Annotated in this window: 17 protein-coding genes and 1 pseudogene; 8 read left to right on the top strand and 10 right to left on the bottom strand. The window is 70.4% G+C overall.

Going from position 1 to position 16,887, the window contains the following annotated elements; all coding sequences use genetic code 11:
• Positions 1 to 215: 215 nt before the first annotated feature.
• The gene (locus FB157_RS39765) at positions 216 to 1,118 is read left to right on the top strand and encodes a hypothetical protein (RefSeq protein WP_145885606.1); all 903 of its coding nucleotides are present in this window, start codon (positions 216 to 218) and stop codon (positions 1,116 to 1,118) included.
• Here FB157_RS39765 and FB157_RS39770 read toward each other — a convergent pair.
• The 4 genes from FB157_RS39770 to FB157_RS39785 form a co-directional block, all read right to left on the bottom strand.
• On the bottom strand, positions 1,099 to 2,478 hold the full coding sequence (locus tag FB157_RS39770; protein ID WP_145885607.1) for a sensor histidine kinase KdpD: 1,380 nt from the start codon (positions 2,476 to 2,478) through the stop codon (positions 1,099 to 1,101). The two genes, FB157_RS39765 and FB157_RS39770, sit on opposite strands and share 20 nt — an antisense overlap.
• Positions 2,475 to 3,137, bottom strand: coding sequence for a response regulator transcription factor (locus tag FB157_RS39775; protein ID WP_145885608.1), 663 nt, complete (start codon positions 3,135 to 3,137; stop codon positions 2,475 to 2,477). Before FB157_RS39775 ends, FB157_RS39770 begins: the two co-directional genes overlap by 4 nt.
• Positions 3,138 to 3,420: 283 nt before the next feature.
• Complete coding sequence (locus FB157_RS39780) at positions 3,421 to 4,113, bottom strand: DUF4232 domain-containing protein (protein WP_186581889.1); 693 nt, start codon at positions 4,111 to 4,113, stop codon at positions 3,421 to 3,423.
• Between the two features lie 199 nt (positions 4,114 to 4,312).
• Positions 4,313 to 4,819 carry a hypothetical protein gene (locus tag FB157_RS39785; protein ID WP_145885610.1) on the bottom strand — a complete coding sequence of 169 codons (507 nt, stop codon included), beginning with the start codon at positions 4,817 to 4,819 and terminating at the stop codon, positions 4,313 to 4,315.
• Between the two features lie 345 nt (positions 4,820 to 5,164).
• Between FB157_RS39785 and FB157_RS39790 the strand changes: the two genes are divergently transcribed.
• Together FB157_RS39790 and FB157_RS39795 are read left to right on the top strand one after the other, a co-directional pair.
• On the top strand, positions 5,165 to 6,067 hold the full coding sequence (locus FB157_RS39790) for a DUF6924 domain-containing protein (protein WP_261386845.1): 903 nt from the start codon (positions 5,165 to 5,167) through the stop codon (positions 6,065 to 6,067).
• A gap of 44 nt (positions 6,068 to 6,111) precedes the next feature.
• Positions 6,112 to 6,885: a class I SAM-dependent methyltransferase gene (locus FB157_RS39795; protein ID WP_145885612.1), complete on the top strand. Its 774-nt coding sequence runs from the start codon at positions 6,112 to 6,114 to the stop codon at positions 6,883 to 6,885.
• Positions 6,886 to 6,926: 41 nt separating this feature from the next.
• On the opposite strand, the gene FB157_RS39800 is transcribed toward FB157_RS39795, so the two are convergent.
• The gene (locus FB157_RS39800; protein WP_145885613.1) at positions 6,927 to 7,676 is read right to left on the bottom strand and encodes a hypothetical protein; all 750 of its coding nucleotides are present in this window, start codon (positions 7,674 to 7,676) and stop codon (positions 6,927 to 6,929) included.
• 106 nt (positions 7,677 to 7,782) lie between these two features.
• Complete coding sequence (locus tag FB157_RS39805) at positions 7,783 to 9,918, bottom strand: trehalose-6-phosphate synthase (protein WP_145885614.1); 2,136 nt, start codon at positions 9,916 to 9,918, stop codon at positions 7,783 to 7,785.
• 170 nt (positions 9,919 to 10,088) lie between these two features.
• Here FB157_RS39805 and FB157_RS39810 point away from each other — a divergent pair, with 170 nt between their 5' ends.
• Positions 10,089 to 10,307: a hypothetical protein gene (locus FB157_RS39810; RefSeq protein WP_145885615.1), complete on the top strand. Its 219-nt coding sequence runs from the start codon at positions 10,089 to 10,091 to the stop codon at positions 10,305 to 10,307.
• Positions 10,308 to 10,401: 94 nt separating this feature from the next.
• Here FB157_RS39810 and FB157_RS39815 read toward each other — a convergent pair whose 3' ends face one another.
• Together FB157_RS39815 and FB157_RS39820 are read right to left on the bottom strand one after the other, a co-directional pair.
• Positions 10,402 to 10,824 (bottom strand): DUF6896 domain-containing protein, encoded by a 423-nt coding sequence (locus FB157_RS39815; protein WP_145885616.1) that lies wholly within the window; start codon positions 10,822 to 10,824, stop codon positions 10,402 to 10,404.
• Positions 10,825 to 10,904: 80 nt separating this feature from the next.
• Complete coding sequence (locus FB157_RS39820) at positions 10,905 to 11,483, bottom strand: NADP oxidoreductase (RefSeq protein WP_145885617.1); 579 nt, start codon at positions 11,481 to 11,483, stop codon at positions 10,905 to 10,907.
• A gap of 348 nt (positions 11,484 to 11,831) precedes the next feature.
• Here FB157_RS39820 and FB157_RS39825 point away from each other — a divergent pair, with 348 nt between their 5' ends.
• Together FB157_RS39825 and FB157_RS39830 are read left to right on the top strand one after the other, a co-directional pair.
• The gene (locus FB157_RS39825; protein ID WP_145885618.1) at positions 11,832 to 12,239 is read left to right on the top strand and encodes a YciI family protein; all 408 of its coding nucleotides are present in this window, start codon (positions 11,832 to 11,834) and stop codon (positions 12,237 to 12,239) included.
• Positions 12,240 to 12,247: 8 nt separating this feature from the next.
• Positions 12,248 to 13,393: an RNA polymerase sigma factor gene (locus FB157_RS39830; RefSeq protein WP_145885733.1), complete on the top strand. Its 1,146-nt coding sequence runs from the start codon at positions 12,248 to 12,250 to the stop codon at positions 13,391 to 13,393.
• Positions 13,394 to 13,495: 102 nt separating this feature from the next.
• Here FB157_RS39830 and FB157_RS39835 read toward each other — a convergent pair whose 3' ends face one another.
• Complete coding sequence (locus FB157_RS39835) at positions 13,496 to 14,068, bottom strand: DUF6529 family protein (protein ID WP_145885619.1); 573 nt, start codon at positions 14,066 to 14,068, stop codon at positions 13,496 to 13,498.
• A gap of 180 nt (positions 14,069 to 14,248) precedes the next feature.
• Positions 14,249 to 14,797: pseudogene (locus FB157_RS39840) on the bottom strand (YciI family protein).
• A 186-nt stretch (positions 14,798 to 14,983) separates the two neighbouring features.
• On the opposite strand from FB157_RS39840, the gene FB157_RS39845 reads away from it, so the two are divergent.
• Together FB157_RS39845 and FB157_RS39850 are read left to right on the top strand one after the other, a co-directional pair.
• The gene (locus FB157_RS39845; RefSeq protein WP_145885620.1) at positions 14,984 to 16,006 is read left to right on the top strand and encodes a sulfotransferase; all 1,023 of its coding nucleotides are present in this window, start codon (positions 14,984 to 14,986) and stop codon (positions 16,004 to 16,006) included.
• Positions 16,007 to 16,039: 33 nt separating this feature from the next.
• Positions 16,040 to 16,708 (top strand): HAD family phosphatase, encoded by a 669-nt coding sequence (locus FB157_RS39850; protein ID WP_145885621.1) that lies wholly within the window; start codon positions 16,040 to 16,042, stop codon positions 16,706 to 16,708.
• Positions 16,709 to 16,887: the final 179 nt, after the last annotated feature.

The following is a 16,887-nucleotide window of genomic DNA, read 5'->3' on the forward strand; positions in this document are numbered from 1 at the left end:
ACCCGAAAGGACGTCACCGACCCGGAGCGGGACCCCCGTTACGCGGCCTGACCTGCAATCTGACCGCGTTCGGAGTGCGTTCAGGATGCGTTCAGGATCTCTGTGCCACGGTCGTTGATCACGGCCGCCGCCGGCGGCCGGCTGATCTCACAGGGCGCTCGTCCCGAATTCGGGGGCGAGCGCCCTGTCGTTGAACCTGACATGGAGAAGCTGAGTTGGAAAAGAGTGAGGTCCTCACCGACCTCGACGTGGCGGGCACGTCGAGCACGACCAAGTCGGTGATGAAGAAGCTGCCCGAGGTCACGCTGGCCTTCTGGATCATGAAGACCGCAGCGACGACCCTGGGCGAGACGGCGGGCGACCTCTTCGCGCAGACCCTGAAGCTGGGCTACTTCCTCACCACGATCGCGCTGTTCGCGATCTTCGTGGTGACACTGGTGATCCAGCTGCGGTCCAGCCGCTACAACCCGTTCTTCTACTGGACCGTGATCCTGTCGACCTCCATGGCCGGCACCACGATGTCCGACTTCATGAACCGTGACGCCAGCGCCAAGTTCCTCTCGAACGGAGCGACCAAGCTGGGCTGGGGCCCGCAGGGCCTCGGCCTCGGCTACCCCACCGGAGCGGCGATCCTGATCTCGATCCTCCTCGCGATCTTCCTCGCCTGGAAGCTGAGCGGGATGACCTTCCAGATCCGAGACATCGTCACCTTCAAGGGTGAGGCCCTGTTCTGGTCGGCGATCCTCGTGTCGAACACCCTCGGTACCTCGATGGGCGACTTCCTGTCCGACAGCTCCGGCCTCGGTTACGCGGGTGGCGCGCTGCTGGTGACCGGGGTGCTCGCGGTACTCGTGGCGCTGATGAAGGTGCCGGCCGTGTCGAACGTCCTGCTGTTCTGGATCGCCTTCGTCCTCACCCGCCCGCTGGGCGCCACCGCGGGCGACTTCCTCACCAAGCCGGTCGCCAAGGGCGGCCTGGACCTCGGAACGGCGGGCTCGTCCGCCGTCCTGCTCATCGTGCTGTTCGGCCTGATGGCGTACGCCCAGGTGCAGGAGCGCCGGACCGCTGCCCCGGCGGCGGGCGAGGACCGGGAGCCGGTCACCCCGCGGGGAGACTGACCGTGAATCTGGCCCCGGGCGCGTGTCCGGGGTCGTAGGAGACATCACCACCGACAGCGCGGGCCAGGCGCCGTGCGAGCGGCAGCCCGAGGCCCGCGCCGTCGTGTCCGTCGCCGGTGTCGGCGCGGCGGCCCGGCTGGAACAGGTCGTCCACGAACGTCTCAGGCACGCCGGGGCCGTCGTCGACGACGGCGATCCGCACGGAACCGGGCAGGCGCTGCGCGGACACGATCACGCTGGAGCGGGCGTAGCGGACGGCGTTGGCGATCAGCGGGCTGAGGATCCGTTCGAGGAGAGCGGGCGCGACCCCCGCCTCCACCCCTTGCGCGCCGGTTTCCACCGTGGCTTTCAGCCGATCCGGTGGGCCGACGTGCTGGAGCAGGCGGTCAAGGACGGGCCCGACGTCCGTCGTCGCGGGGGCCGTCGCCGGGTTCAGGGCGTTCTCGCGGGCGTCGTCGAGGAGCGTGTCGCAGATCGTGCGCATGGACTGCGCGGCCTCGGCGATCACCTCATGGGCGGCGCGGGTCTGGGCGTCCGTCCGCGGTCGGGTCCGCCACCAATCGAGTTCCATGATGATGCGGGTGAGCGGCGTGCGCAGTTCGTGGGACAGCTCTCCCGTCAGCTGCTGTTCGTGGCGCAGTACGGTGCGTATGCGATCGAGCAGGGCATCCAACGAGCCACCCAGGCGGGCAAGTTCGGCCGGATGATCGTCCGTTCCGAAGCGGTCGTCGGAGCCCACGGCGCTCCACTGCGTGGCCTGGTCGGTCATCGTCCGGACCGGGCGCAGTGCCCGGCCGACGGACAGGCGCGTGAGTGCGTACGTGCAGGCGAGCATCACGGTGTCCAGGACGAGCGACCCCAGCAGCACGGTCTCGGCCGAGCTGCGATACGGAGCCAGGTCCAGCGCGGTGACGACAGTGGCTACGGCGTTGCGGCCGTGGACCGGCTGGGAGCACATCCGGACGGGCCGGTGACCGTCGACCGTCTCGCAGACATGCTTCGGCTCTGCGGCCAGCCGGCCGGCGGCCCGGGTCAGCGGGCTCCCGGTGGTGGCCGACGGCGGCTTCTCCAGCAGACGCGTGCCGGCGTAGATCCACACGTTCGCGTCGAGAAGGCGGTCGTTGACGGTTTCCAGAACGTGCACCCGATGTCCGCTGGTGTCGACCGTCGTGGTCACCGCTGCCGCTCTGGTGCGCAGTTCGTCGTCCGCCTGGCGTTGCAGGTGCTCGTCCATCACGGCGTTGAACGCCACCGTCAGGACCGTCATCAGCAGGGCGGCGGTGGCCAGTGCGACGAGGGAGAGCCGGCCTCGCAGGGTGCGCGGAACGAAGCGGCGAAAGCGGCGGGCGACACGGTTCATGACAGCCGGTGTCCGACCCCGCGCGCCGTGTCGATCGTCAGCCGGCTGTTCGCCTCGCGCAGTTTGCGGCGCAAGCGGCTCAGGTACTGGTCCAAGGTGTTGTCGCTGACCTGCGCGCCTTCGGGCCAGCCGGCCCGCACCAGGTCCCGACGTCGCACGAGGCTCCCGTCCGCGGCGACGAGCGTGGCCAGCAGCCGGAACTCCGTGGGGGAGAGGTCGACACGCGTACCGTGCACGATCGCACTGTGATCCACCGCGTCCAGGACCAGATCACCGGTCGCGGCGGAGGCCCGCGGGACGGCCCGCCGGACCCCCGCACGCAGCCTGGCGGCGAGCTCGGCGAGATGGAAGGGCTTGGGCAGGTAGTCGTCGCCCCCGGCGGAGAAGCCGGACAGGCGGTCGGTGAGCTGGTGGCGGGCGGTCAGGAAGATCACGGGAGCCAGGAAGCCGTTGGCACGCATCGCCTGGCACACGTCACGCCCGTCCGAGTCGGGCAGGCCGACGTCCAGTACGGCCGCCGCTATGTCCGCGGTCGCCAACCGCAGGGCGGTGGCGCCGTCGGCGGCGAGGACCGGCTCGAACTCCTCTTCCTGCAGGCCTCGCCGCAGCACGTCCCGCAGGGCGTGATCGTCCTCGACAACCAGGATCCTGGGTCGCATGATCCCCATACGGGACGAGCCCTTTCCGAGCGGCCCAGCCGGCGTGAGCACATGGATGGTGGCAGGTGACTACAGCAGCGTAGACGGTCTACGTAACTGTAGACGAACCTCGGCCGAGGAAGGTTCCCGAGTGACGGGCGCCACGCGAAGGCCATCCGTGGTCACGCAGTCGGCGCCCCGGGAACGGTCGCCGCGACCGCCTTCGGTGGTCTCACCCCGTACCTCGCCCAGACCCTGACCGCTCGGCCTTCGGGGCCCCATCCCGTGCCCGTGCCCTAACCGGTCAGGCGTGGAACGCCTCGAACTTCACGTCGGGCCCGCACACGTTGAACGTGGCTGCCGAGCCGTTGCCGCTGACGACCTTGACCGTGCGGCCGACATCCTTGGGCAGTGCGATCTCCACCTTCGAGGCCTGGACCCCGCACACCTCGCGGGCCGACTGGCTGCCCTCGAAGTTCAGGTCGGCGTAGAGCACGTCGGCGGTGGCCGTGGCACCCGGCGCCAGGTCGACGGCGTCGGTTCCGGCCGCGGAGTTGTCGGTCTCGATCGGGTCGCTCTTGCCCTGGTCGTCCTTGGCGACCAGGCTCGAGGCGCCGACGATCGTGCACGGCTTGCCGGACGTGTTGGTGATCTTCACCGTGGCGGCCGCGGGCTCGGACTCGGTCGCGTGCCTGGCGGCCGCCACGAAGGTCACGCCGGTCGTCTTCGCGGTGCACGCGACGATCGTGCCGCCCTTGCCGCCCGGTGTGCCCTTGCCTCCAGAAGTGCTGGAACCGGCCGTGCCGCCCGGCGTGCTCCTGCCGCCGGTGCCGGCACTCGCGGTGTCGCCCTGGGACTTGCCCGGCGTGCTTGTGGCCGTGGCCGTGCCGGCGCCGGACGGGCTGCCGGCGGCCTTGCCGTCGTCTCCCTGGCAGGCCGTGAGGGCCAGCCCGGCGACGAGCAGGGTGGCGGCGGCGACTGTGGTACGAACTCGCATGGAGATCACTCCTGAATGACCGTTCAGTAGATGCATGCCAGGAGACGCGATCGACGTCGTACGCCGTTCCGCTCCGGTACATGACAAGGATCACAGGCCTGGAAGCGTTCGGCGCGGCAACCGGCCGGCAGGTCTTCCCGTCGTGCGCCGTCCGGCCCGCAGCCACCGCCGAGGGGACACATGGCCGACTCCGTGCAGGTCAGGTGCGCGGGATGTGCCCAAGTCCCCGGTGCCGCCTTGCGTATGACCAGGTCACCGCGGTCATGAGGGCCGGGACGGCGAACAGTGGGGCGTAGACGATGCCCCAGACGGTCTGTGCCGCACCGCCGGACATGTACGTCCGGCTCTCGACCGTGCAGGCGACCACGAGTTGCCACAATGCCACCAGGACCAGGGCGGCCGAGGCGGTCCAGGCCAGTGCGGAGAGGGTCCGGGGCCGCAGCGGTCGCCACCGGTCGCTCACGAGGAGCAGCGGGAACAGGGCGACCAGCTCGGTGAGTACGGAGAGGCCGACGACGTACGCGATACCCCAACCCGGGATGTCGAAGACGTCCCGCAGGACTTGGTCGCTGTATCCGACATGGATGCCGGATGCCATGGCGATGCGCCACAGACCTGACGGGACGGCGCACAGGGCGACGGCGTGCGCGGCACGACGGGCCCAGACAGGCGCGGGGGCGGGGAGGGGAGCGGACTCTGTCGTCATGACGACATGCTGGCCGCGGACACGGCAGCCGCGCCTCGTCCGCTGTGGCGGACCGTCTCCCCTGTGCGGGGGAGGGCACACCCGCTGGGGGAGGACCTGAGTACGGATTCGCGTGCGACCAACCGGTGACCGTTCGTTCCCGGTCCCTGTGAACCCTCTCGGTCACAACACCGGTCGGTGTCAGCCCAGTACAGGGTCCGCATCCTGCCGTATGCCTCCACATGTGTCGGTCCGCCAAATGACGTGCGCCGAGCCGGGGTTGGTGGGCTAGTGTTCTGGTTCTCACCGATCCTTCGGAGGAGAGTCATGTCCTTTCCCGGGCTTCCCCGACCGGCGCCTGGTGAAGTGCTGTTGATCTCCACGTGCTACGAGGACGGCAAGGCCCTGTGGGGCGGATTGCTCAACGAGATCGGGGGTCACCGGGAAGGCGACGTACTCGTCCTCGGGGGCAGTGGGGCCCGGCTCCGCCCGGTCGAGGACCGCGGATGGGACGACCTGCACGGCGGCAACGTACCGGCGCTCGTCAGCGGCGGCGGCCTCGTGCCGCCGGTCGTGGTCCTGGCGGACATCCCTGTGGTGTACGGCGGGGGCGGGCCGTTGCTGGTGGACCTGGCGGCGATACCCGGGCGCGGTGTCCGGGCCCCGTCGGCCCGGCTCGGCGAGATCCTGGCCGCTCTGCTGGGCGGCGTGCTCGCGTTCGACGACCTGGTGCGCGACATGGACAAGTACGGTGTGTACCAAGGCGACGGTGGCCGGCCGGCCTTCCCCGCGCCGACGCTGCCGACGGGCCGGTCCTTCCCCGCACTGCCCTCCACCGCCGCGGCCCTGCTGGTCCGGACCTCCTTCGACGACGAGCACGGCTGGCGGTCCCTGCTCGACGAGTTGGGCGGGGCCGACGAAGACGGCTGGGTCGGCACGGATCCGGACCCGGACGAGACCGACGTGGAGCACTACCCGTTGGGGGCGCTGGTCGTCGACGACCGGGCCTTCGCGGACCTCCTGCCCGGCCAGGTACCGGCGCTGATCCCGCCCGGGGAGCACACCACACTGGTCGCGCTCGCCGACGCCAGGACCTTTGCCGAGCCCGGCCGACCGCTGACCGTCGTCGATCTGTACGACACCCCGGGGCAGACCGCCGTACTGCCGTGCAGCATCGTCGGATCGATGGCTTGCAACCTGGAGATCGGCAACATGGATTTCCACGAGTTCGTCGCCGAGGAGCGCATGGAGCCGTGGTGGGAGGGATGATCGCGGATCGGGTGGTCGGATCATGTGACCACTGGGCTGCGACGATGGAACGGATGACCGACGTGCCCGACAGTCCCGCCCACTCTGCGGATCCGGCCCGGGCGAACGACTACGACAGCTTTGCCGAGGCGTACTCGGCGGAGACCGAGAACAACCTCGTGAACGCGTACTACGCGCGACCCGCGATGCTGGCCCTCGCCGGAGACGTGGCGGGCCGTCGGATCCTGGACGCCGGTTGCGGCTCGGGCCCGCTGTCCGCCGCGCTGCGCGACGGCGGTGCGGTCGTCACCGGCGTCGACGCCAGCGCCGGGATGCTGGCTCTGGCCAGACGGCGGCTCGGTGACGACGCGGACCTGCACGTGGTCGACCTCCGCGACCCCCTGCCGTTTGCCGACGGCGCGTTCGACGACGTGGTCGCGTCGCTGGTGCTGCACTACCTGGAGGACTGGGGGCCGACGCTGGCCGAGTTGCGCCGCGTACTCAGGCCCGGCGGCCGGCTCATCGCGTCGGTGGACCACCCCTTCGTGGCCTACACGATCCAGGATCCCCGGCCGGACTACTTCGCGACCACCAGCTATGCCTTCGACTGGACGTTCAACGGGCAGTCCGTGCCGATGAGGTTCTGGCGCAAGCCGCTGCACGCGATGACCGACGCCTTCACCGCCGCCGGTTTCCGTATTGCCGTCATCAGCGAGCCGCAGCCCGAGCCGACCGCCCGTGAGCTGTTCCCCGACGGCTTCCATGACCTTTCCACCAAAACCTGCTTCCTGTTCTTCGTGGTCGAGGTGCCGCCGTCGGCCGCGGGCCCGGACGACTAGGTTCCGTACGGCCGGGCGTCCCTCCTGTTCAGGCCGTCCGGTCAGGGCGTGGGCGAAGCCTGGGTGAGAGACATCCAGTCCCGGACCGTGCCCTGGTGGGAACCGGTCGCCGTCCCCGCGGCCACCGTCTCCGCGTCCGCGTCGGAGCACGGTGCCCCCGCGCGGGTCAGCAGGACGAGCGGCCACTCGGGGCCCGGGCCGGCACCGGCTCCGTCGAAGGCGGTCCAGTCCCATGGCCCGTCGAATCGCCACGCCCGTCCTTCGGCGTCGGCGACCTCGTCACCCGGCCGGAGAAACGCGTACGGCCGCATCAACAGCTCGAAGGAGAAGGGGATCCCGTCGCCCGGGTGAAGCATGTAGCCCGAGCCGTTGAGATGGCTGTCGTCCGGAAACTCCCGGTAGGAAAGGCCGCGGCGCAGCACGGTGACGGTGAGCCGGGGACGTGGCAGCCAGCCCGTCTCCAGCGGAGGGTCGTGGTGGTCGACAGCCGTCACGTGGACAACGGTCGGCGGCACTCCGACCCGGCAGGTGTCTCCCGCCTTCAGGTGCTCGGGCGGCGGGTCGGTCCGAAACAGCTCCGACTCCACCTCAGGCGCGACGCGCCCGCTCTCGTCCACGCCCAGGGCGACGATCCCGTTCCAGTGGATGAAGTCGCTGTCCGTGTCGATACACCACCACGGCCACCGCACCGAGACGTAATCCCATGTCACGCCTCGCTCGACTCGGGCCGGCGTGAAGGGGCACGCGACCGACAGCACGTCACCGACCCGGAAGTCGCCCGCATACGTCATCGGGCCAGGCTAGAACGGGCGTCGTCCGCGCGCCCCACGCGGGTCCGGAGACACTTCGGACCGTTCGACGGATCAGCGCCGCGTCACGCGAGTACGCGAGCAGCACTCAGCTGTCGCCGGGAATCGCTCTCAGGATGGTGCGCGTCCAGTCGGCAGGGGTCGGGGTGGTCAGACAGGCGGCCAGGCGGTCGGTATGGCGGCGACGCTGCTCGGGGCTCATCGTGAGGGCCTGGCGGAGGGTGTCGACCAGGTTCTGCGGTGTGCCCGGGTCGGTGAGAAGGGCGGCCCTGCCCAGGTGTTCGGCGGCGCCGGCGCGTCGGGACAGCACAAGGACGCCGGTGCGTCCTGCCGCCGCCTGGCATGCGATGTATTCCTGCGCGGTGAGGTTCATTCCGTCGGCCAGGGACGTCACCCAGAACACGTCCGCCGCAAGGTAGTTGTCCACGATGTGCGGGAAGGGCAGTGACCGGGGCACGTATTCAACGGGTTGCCAGACAGAGGAGCCCCAACGGGAGTTCAGGCCGCTGATCGCCTCCTCCAGTTCGATCCGGGTCCTCTCGTAGACCTGGATGCCCGGCTCGGGGGGTGGGCAGATGAGCCGGAAGCGCACGTGACCGTGAAGCGCCGGCACCTGATCCAGCAGAGCCGCCAGGGCCTGAATCTTGAGCACGGGCGCCTTCGCGTAGTCCAGCCGCTCGACGGAGAGGACCAGTTGCCCGCCGCTTCGCGGAGGACACCGCTCCGACCGTGTGCGGGCTTGGGCTTCCACAGCCTGGCGGTCGATGCCGAGCGGATGCACCCCGGTTCGTGGCGGGCACGGGGCGTCCTTCATCAACTGCTCGAAGTTGTAGGCACAGGCGGCGGTGTGGAAGCCGGCCCAGTCCAGCTGCGCCAGCGAGGCGCGCAGTTGATCGGCCGTGGGCAGCCGGCCGAAGGTGTCCGGGTCGGGGAAGGGAGTGTGGTGGAAGATGCCGATGTTCACGTCGGGGCGGCGGGGCTTGAGCAGGCCGGGGACGAGCCACAGGTTGTAGTCGTGCAGCCAGACGGTCGCCCCGCGCGCGGCGTGGGCGTCGATGTGCTCGGCGAAGGCGGCGTTGACCTCCTCGAAGTCGGTCCAGTGACGCGCATCGTGACGGATCAGCCGGGGTTCGGAGACCAGGGCCGGCCACAGCGTCTCCTTGCACGCGCCGTGGAAGTATCCCGCCCAGGTCTCGGACCTCACGGGAAGCAGAGCCAGGGGGAGCGGGGTCGGCGGTGCCGGACAGGCACAGTGGGTGTGGCGGGTGCTGGGGCCGGCGGCCGGGGCGGTGTCCTGTTCGGTGACGAGGGCGGCTGCCCACACGGCCTCCTGGTCGCGGCAGCGGGGGTCCAGGGCGGAGGTGAGCGTGGGAAGGATCCCGTTGGGGCTGGCCGGGGCCTGCCATCTGCCGTCGCTCCAACGCATGGGCGGCCGGTGGTAGCCGACCACCACTCGCGAGGTCCGGTCGATCCAGCCGAGGCGTTCCATGGCCGACAGGATGGCCGCCGCACCGTCCAGTGCCGGGCGGTGCACGCGTGCCTCGAGTGGCACGCGTGCACCCAGCCCGCGTTCGGCGTTGCCCATGATCACACCGTGTGCGCCGAGGCCGAACAGCGAGAGGTCGTTCAGGGAGTCGCCGGCGACGAGCAGGGCGGAGGCGGGCCAGCCGAGCATACGGCCGAGTTCCCGCACGGCTGCTCCCTTGCTCGCGTTCGCGGGCAGGACATCGAAGTAGCGCTCCGCGGAGTACGTCCACGAACAGCCCAGCTCCGCCACCGCCGCCTTGAGGTCTGCGGTGAGATGCTCAGGGGCCAGGTAGAAGGAGCATCGTCCCTCCTGGACGACTCCGTCCTGGTGGACCAGCCCGTCGAAGCTCCGTAACGCGGACAGCACACGGTGCGCACCGGGCCATCCGGCTCGCAGCCGAGCCTCCAGAGCGTCGACGTGCCTCAGGTCGGCGGCGTCGATGACGCTGGACCCGACGTCGGCGACGATCCATCGTGGCGCCGGCACGAGCGGATCGCTCGCCAGCCTCGAGCGGACTGAATGCAGCGAGCGGCCGGTGGCGAAGACGACGGTGATGCACGGGTGCAGCCCCAGGAGGTGACGCAGTCTTCGGCGTGCGCGGTCATCACCTCCGAGGAGGGTTCCGTCGAGGTCGGTCACCAGCACACGGTCGGTGCGACGATGCGTGTTGTGCGGCCGGTGCGGGACGTTGTCCATCACTTCTCCTGGGGGGTGACGCAGAGTGCGTGATCAACAACACATAGTGTTACCTTCTGTCGGAAACCGCCCGTCGGTGACGCCCTGCCGAGGGCCAGATGACACGAGGTTCGCGCCTCCGGCACCTCGATGCGGCGAAAGCCACCCGGCCGAACAGCCCCGGAGGTGCCATGGACGAAACCGATCCCGCAGTCGCCGAGCTGGTGTCCTCCGCGCGCGACGTGCGCGCGGAGCTGGTCACCCATCTGCTCCACAGCGACGATGCGCACGCGGCCCGACTCGGACGAGCCATCCGGGAAATCCAGAGGGGCAGCCCCGGCTCCTCGCCGACGAATCCGTCCGACGCGGGCTGCGTCATCGACCCGATCACCCACGACCCGGCCTGGTGAAGACCGCCCGATCGGGCGGAGGCCCCGGTCCGACAGGCCAGAGGCGAGAGGCCAGAGGTCAGAGGTCAGAGCAGTATCTGCCGACGCGGCGGTCTCAAGCGGAAGCCTTGTCCTCAGCCACGCTGAACCACCCGGGCCGCACTTCGGCCAACAGAGGCCTCAGCAACTCCACCGCGGACCACAGATCATGCTCCGTGAGGTCAAGAGGCGCAGGCAGACTCCGCCCATAGCGGCGCAGCCGCCAGAGGTCGAAGATCGCTGCGCCGTCGGCCGTGAAGTCCACATCGATCTCGGAGCCTTCCCGGGTGATGAAGCGGCAGCCGGCTCCGTGGACCTTGTAGGAGCAGGTGCCGAGCTCACCGCTCCGGCCGATCTTGCGCGAACGGACCAGGCCGAGCACGTCCGCAAGCCGCTCGAGCGAGGGGAATGCCGCCCTCATCGCCGCGTCGGCCGAGCTGAGGGCCTGGACGTAACCAACCACCAGGTCACGCGCCGTCGTCGCGTGCGCCCCTCCCATACCGCGCCCCCTGCGTCCGTGTACCAGGGGATTGTTCCACGTGGACTTCAGGCGTCGGAGGCGGCGGCATTCCGGGACGGTCAGTCGTCGACGGCGCCGGGGGCCAGAGCCGGGGCGGGGAACGCGTGGCGGACTTCGCTGCCGGACCACCACACGCCGACGGCGAAGACCGCCGCAGCCTCCAGCAGCGCTGCCCGCTCCAGACCGCCGCACGGCAGCGGGATGCAGCCCATCGACGTGATCAACTCCCTCGTCAGAGCCTCGGCGGCCGGGGCGTCCCTGCAGAAGGGCACCGCCAGCGGAGCACCCTCGAAAGCCGGTTGCGGCAGGGTCCAGATGCTCTCGTGGCAGATGCCGAACGCCTTGGCGACATGGGAGTGGGGCGCGGCCGCGGCGACGCGCAGGGCGGCCGAGTCCGAACCCCCGGCAGTGCACAGGACCGGGCCGCCGTTGCTGGAGGGCCGCGTCGGCACCGTGCAGTCGAGGACGGTCCGTCCGGCGAGGTCCGCTGCCAGTTCCCTGGCGACCTGCGGTGCGGCGGCGGGGACGGCGAGCAGTACCGCCTCGCCGTACCGCGCCGTTTCGGCGGGGCCACCGTGCGCGGCCGCCCCGATGCGGGCGGCCGTGGCGGCGGCGGAAGGGGCGGTGCGGCCGCCCACGACAGGCCGGCCGGCGCCTGGTCACGGTGGCGGGCGGACTTCATCCAGGCGGGCAGCCGGGCGAACATCGCCATGGTCGGGGATGCGTGACGCTCGCGCAGCCGGGCACCCGCCTAGGCTGCGAGAGCGTCGACGTGCGTCTCGTCGTAGGCCCACAGGATCCGTCCCGCACAGTGCGTCCGAAGCCAGAGCGGCGTTTCTCGCGAACGTCACGGACCTCAGGATCTGCGCTCATCGACAGGATCCCAAAAAAAATCCGGACCGCGATGTCGAGAACCCGTGCCTGGCTCCGTCCCCGTGGTGAACGCGACCACAATGGGTCGTACGAGCACCGAGGAGAGACACACCATGGCCAAGTACCTGCTGCTCAAGCACTACCGGGGCGCCCCGACCGCGGTCAACGACGTGCCCATGGACCAGTGGACGCCGGACGAGATCTCGGCGCACATGCGGTACATGCAGGACTTCGCGGCCCGGCTGGAGAAGACCGGCGAGTTCGTCGATGGTCAGGCACTCGCCCCCGAGGGCACCTGGGTCCGGTACGACGGTGAGGGGCGGCCGCCGGTCACCGACGGCCCCTTCGCCGAGACCAAGGACCTCATCGCCGGCTGGATGGTGATCGACGTCGACAGCCACGAGCGCGCCGTCGAGCTGGCCGGGGAACTGTCGGCCGCCCCCGGGGCGGGCGGGAAGCCGATCCACGAGTGGCTCGAGGTACGCCCGTTCCTGGCCGCGCCCCCCACCATCACGGAGTGACCTCTCCGATGAACGAGGCCCTGCTCAGGAGCCTCACGCCGAGCGTGATCGGAATCCTCGTCCGCCGCGGAGCCGACTTCGCGGCGGCCGAGGACGCCGTACAGGACGCGCTGGTCGAGGCGCTCCGCGTCTGGCCGGCCGACCCGCCGCGGGACCCGAAGGGCTGGCTGGTCACCGCTGCCTGGCGCAAGTTCCTCGACGCGACCCGGTCGGACGCCGCCCGGCGCCGGCGTGAGGACCTCGTCGACGAGGAACCGGCGCCAGGGCCCGCGCCCGCGGTGGACGACACGCTCCACCTCTACTTCCTGTGCGCACACCCGTCGCTGACTCCGGCGTCCGCGGTCGCGCTGACGCTGCGCGCCGTCGGCGGGCTGACCACCCGCCAGATCGCCCAGGCCTACCTGGTGCCCGAGGCGACCATGGCGCAGCGCATCAGCCGGGCCAAGCGCACCGTCTCCGGCGTCCGCTTCGACCAGCCCGGCGACGTCGCCACCGTGCTGCGCGTCCTCTACCTGGTCTTCAACGAGGGCTACTCCGGCGACGTCGACCTCGCCGCCGAGTCCATCCGGCTCACCCGGCAGCTCGCAGCCACGATCGACCACCCCGAGGTGGCCGGGCTGCTCGCCCTCATGCTGCTCCACCACGCCAGGCGCGCCGCCCGCACCGCGCCCGACGGCAGCCTGGTACCGCTGGCGGAGCAGGACCGCGGCCGGTGGGACACCCGGCAGATCGCCGAAGGCATCGGGATCCTGCAGGCCGCCCTCGCCCGCGACCGGCTGGGCGAGTACCAGGCCCAGGCCGCCATCGCCGCCCTCCACGCCGACGCGCCCGCCGCCGTGGAGACCGACTGGGTGCAGATCGTCGAGTGGTACGACGAACTCGCCCGCCTGACCGACAGCCCCGTCGTCCGGCTCAACCGTGCCGTCGCCGTCGGCGAGGCCGACGGACCGCGGGCGGGTCTGGCCGCCCTCGCGGCGCTGGACGCGTCACTGCCCCGCTACGCGGCGGTGGCGGCCTACCTCCATGAGCGCGACGGCGACCTGACGACGGCGGCACGCCTGTACGTCGAGGCGGCCCGGAGGGCCCCCAACCTCGCCGAACGCGACCACCTGACGCGCCAGGCCGCCCGGCTCAACTCCCACCGGTCACACTGACAGCCGGTGCCGGGACTCACACAGCGCTGGGCCGCGGCCTGCCCCCTGGCCAGACCGGTCGCCCCACATGAGTGCGCCCCGTCCAGCAAGAGCCGGACACGGTCAGAAGCCGGGCGCGGAGCCGACGAAGAACCACAGGGCGGCTGTGTACCACAGCAGTGCGATGGCCGTGACCAAGGCGCCGCCGGCGGCCGGAAGTGCCCAACCGGGCAGTCGGCGGCTGCGCACCACCAGCACCTTGGCGACGAACATCCCGTACAGGAGGCAGCCCGCGATGGAGTGCACCGCCACACGGCTGCTCGTGAAGTCAACTCCGTAGGCGGTGATGCACTGGTAGGCAACGGGCAGCGACAGCAGAAAGGCAAGAAGGCCGATGAGCCGGTGTGTGGGCTGCACCCGGTGCGGCGCGGCGCCCGCTCCCGGTAGGCGCCGGTACATCCACAGCCCGAGCAGCAGTTGGACGACCGCGAGTGCCATCAGAGCACAGCCCAGGCGCGACTTGAGATCGATGACGCCGCGGCCGTGCTGCCCGAACAGGCCCTTGGTGTAGTCGGGTGTGTGCGTGCGGCCGAACGCATACACCCCCACCGTGACCGCGACCGGCAGCAAAGCAAGCAAAAAGCCCCCCACCGTTCGTGCGGGGCGCCGCTTCTGCGCGCCCGTGTGCCCGGTCATCAGTCCCCAATCGCATGGTGTCGGACGGCGCATCCGTGTAACCGCGGGAAACGACCCCGGCGGACCTCTTCTCCCAGTTGGGCCCGGGTCCTCGGGGCCTGTCCACTCCAATTGCTCTGCCCGGGCAGTCGCTGCTCCATCGGAGAGATCCGCGTTCGGGTCAGTACACGCGAAAGGGGGTCAGCGTCGCCCCCCGAACTCCCAGGCGTGGACCTCTATGGCCGCGTACCGGTCCGCGGCCAAGGCGGCACGCGCCGTCTCCGGGTCCGGGGACCGGACCAGCGCCGCCGTACCCAGCCAGACGGTGGCGTCGTCGGACAGCAGCGGCCCGAACGCGATCAGGTCGTCCCGGTCGGGCGGCACGGCGAGGTCAACGGCCTGCTCCGGACCGAGACCGAGCACCAGGTACCGATTGCCACCGGTCCGGCCGCCGGGGAAATCCCACATGGTGCGGCCCAGCATGTTGCGTCAGCGTCGCAGGAGCACGTCCCGGTACGCGCCCGCCTGGTAGTTGGGCTCGTCGAAGGCGAACGCGCGGGCAGCGGCGGGATCGGGCAGGTCGATGATGTGCACGCTACCGGTGGGCGTCTCGCCGTCGTCGGCGAAGGTCGGGCCGCGAGCGATCACCTCCGTCGCGTACCGGTCCATGTAGGACCAGTGCTCCTCCAGCAACTCCTCGCGCAACGCCCCGGAACCGACCCGATCACGGTGGTAGCAGAAGAACTCCATGACCACAGACCCTTCCCCAACCCAGGGCAGCATCTCAACCGGCTTGCGGCCACCTGGTCACCGGTCACGCCGTCCCGGCACGGGACACCACTCCCCGGTTCGACCCGGCCTGCCCCTCGTCCCATGGGATAGTCGTGCGGGAGCCGGGGCTCGACCCTGAGTGTCGCGAAGCTGCGGAGGCTGACCATGCATTCCTTGACCTTTGTCATCGGTACGGGTCGCAGCGGCTCGACCGCGCTGTCACGCATCCTCAACAGCCACCCGGACGTACTGAGCCTCAACGAGTTCATGGCCTCTGTGGGCGATGCCGCCTTCCCCGAAGGGAGGCTGACCGGTGAGGAGTTCTGGCAGTCGCTCTGCCGGCCCGCCCCGCACTTCGACCGGATGATCCGTAGCGGGCTGCCGCTCCCCGAATTCCTCTACACGCGCCGCCCCGGGAAGTACGCGGCGGAGACCACCGGTATTCCCGCGCTCTCACTCATGGTGTTGCCGCACCTCACCGAAGATCCGGACGGGCTCCTCGACGAGCTCGACGCAGCTGTGGTCCAGTGGCCCGAGGGTACCGCCGCCGAACATCATCGCGCTCTGTTCGGCCTGCTCTGCGCACGGTTCGGACGAACCGCCGTGGTGGAGCGCTCCGGTTACTCGACGGGCTGGGCAGCGGGGCTACGGGCCACGTTCCCGGACGCGAGGTTCGTGCACATGTTCAGAGACGGACCGGATTGCGCCCTGTCCATGAGCCGTCATCCCGGATTCCGCACGATCTCCCTGCTCCGCGAGATCAAGACACGAGCAGGCGTCGGGAGTCTCGCCGACCTGAGGGACGAGGACGTGCGCGCGCTGCCAGCGGACCTGTCGCCGCTGCTCAGCGAGCGCTTCGATCCTGCTCTCGTACGCGACCGGGACATCCCCCTGCGGACGTTCGGCACCCTGTGGTCCGAACTCGTCGTCGAGGGAACGGAGTTCCTCAGCCGCCTCCCTGCCGACCAGCGCACCACACTTGCCTACGAGGACCTCCTCGACAACCCCGCCGCAGAGCTGACCCGACTGGCCGGGTTCGTCGGTGTCGACCCCCTCCCGCAGTGGCTGCTCACCGGATCCGAACTCCTCGACCACAGCCGACGCGGCTCCGCCCGCAGACTGCCGGCCGCTGAACTCGACGAACTCAGGGAGGGCTGCGCTCCGGGGACCCGCGTTCTGGCGGGGTGACCGAGCCGGTGACCCACCTGGCATGATCAACGGGTGATCACCGAACCCGTGCAGCCCAGCCCCCCGAAGTACGTCCTGTTCGATGTCGACGGCACGTTGATCGACGCGGTGAGCAACCAGCGCCGGGTGTGGGCAACTTGGGCGGGACGGTACGGGCTGGATGCGGACGAGGTCTACCGGGTGGCCCTGCGTACACGGCCGTTGGAGACGTTCGCCCAGGTCGCTGCGGACCAGGATCCGTACGAGTGCCTGGCCGCACTCCACGAGCTGGAGGACGAGGACGTCCGCTCCGGCGTCTACACGGCGTTCGACGGCGCGTCGGAGCTGCTGCACGGCCTGCCACCGGGGTCCTGGGCGCTGGTGACCTCGAACTACGAGCACCGCGTGCGCGGCCGTTTCCTGCGGACGGGCCTGCCGCTGCCGGGCCTGATCGTGGACGCGGCCGCTGTCGAGGAGGGCAAGCCCTCTCCGGTGCCGTACCTGCGTGCCGCAGAGCAGCTCGGCGCCGAGCCGGGAGACTGCCTGGTCATCGAGGACGCCCCGTCCGGCGTGCGGTCCGGGCTGTGCGCCGGGATGACGGTGTGGGACGTGAACGCAGCAACCGCGGTGGAAGGCGTGCACCGCCACTTCGTCAGTCTGAGCGAGGCAGCCCCGCACATCCTTGCCTTCGTGTCCGGCGCGCAGGGGAATGCCGCAGCCTGAGTCCGTCCGTCGATACCGAGCAGATCACGCCACGGGTGTGCCCACGGGGCCGCCCGTGGACTCCCGCACCACAAGGCGTGGCAGCAGCACCCCGGACTCGTGTCCTCACCGGCGAGGCGGCGCGCCAACAGGTTCACCGCCCGGCGTCCCTGTTCGGCCATGGGGGAGTGGACGCTGGT

The organism is Streptomyces sp. BK340 (assembly GCF_007827595.1).
In the GTDB taxonomy this organism is placed as follows: domain Bacteria; phylum Actinomycetota; class Actinomycetes; order Streptomycetales; family Streptomycetaceae; genus Streptomyces.

Excerpts from the sequence above, each read along its gene's own strand:
- FB157_RS39770 (WP_145885607.1), bottom strand. The coding sequence starts at position 2,478 with ATGAACCGTGTCGCCCGCCGCTTTCGCCGCTTCGTTCCGCGCACCCTG.
- FB157_RS39775 (WP_145885608.1), bottom strand. The coding sequence starts at position 3,137 with ATGCGACCCAGGATCCTGGTTGTCGAGGACGATCACGCCCTGCGGGAC.
- FB157_RS39780 (WP_186581889.1), bottom strand. The coding sequence starts at position 4,113 with ATGCGAGTTCGTACCACAGTCGCCGCCGCCACCCTGCTCGTCGCCGGG.
- FB157_RS39785 (WP_145885610.1), bottom strand. The coding sequence starts at position 4,819 with ATGACGACAGAGTCCGCTCCCCTCCCCGCCCCCGCGCCTGTCTGGGCC.
- FB157_RS39795 (WP_145885612.1), top strand. The coding sequence starts at position 6,112 with ATGGAACGGATGACCGACGTGCCCGACAGTCCCGCCCACTCTGCGGAT.
- FB157_RS39800 (WP_145885613.1), bottom strand. The coding sequence starts at position 7,676 with ATGACGTATGCGGGCGACTTCCGGGTCGGTGACGTGCTGTCGGTCGCG.
- FB157_RS39805 (WP_145885614.1), bottom strand. The coding sequence starts at position 9,918 with ATGGACAACGTCCCGCACCGGCCGCACAACACGCATCGTCGCACCGAC.
- FB157_RS39810 (WP_145885615.1), top strand. The coding sequence starts at position 10,089 with ATGGACGAAACCGATCCCGCAGTCGCCGAGCTGGTGTCCTCCGCGCGC.
- FB157_RS39815 (WP_145885616.1), bottom strand. The coding sequence starts at position 10,824 with ATGGGAGGGGCGCACGCGACGACGGCGCGTGACCTGGTGGTTGGTTAC.
- FB157_RS39825 (WP_145885618.1), top strand. The coding sequence starts at position 11,832 with ATGGCCAAGTACCTGCTGCTCAAGCACTACCGGGGCGCCCCGACCGCG.
- FB157_RS39830 (WP_145885733.1), top strand. The coding sequence starts at position 12,248 with ATGAACGAGGCCCTGCTCAGGAGCCTCACGCCGAGCGTGATCGGAATC.
- FB157_RS39835 (WP_145885619.1), bottom strand. The coding sequence starts at position 14,068 with ATGACCGGGCACACGGGCGCGCAGAAGCGGCGCCCCGCACGAACGGTG.
- FB157_RS39845 (WP_145885620.1), top strand. The coding sequence starts at position 14,984 with ATGCATTCCTTGACCTTTGTCATCGGTACGGGTCGCAGCGGCTCGACC.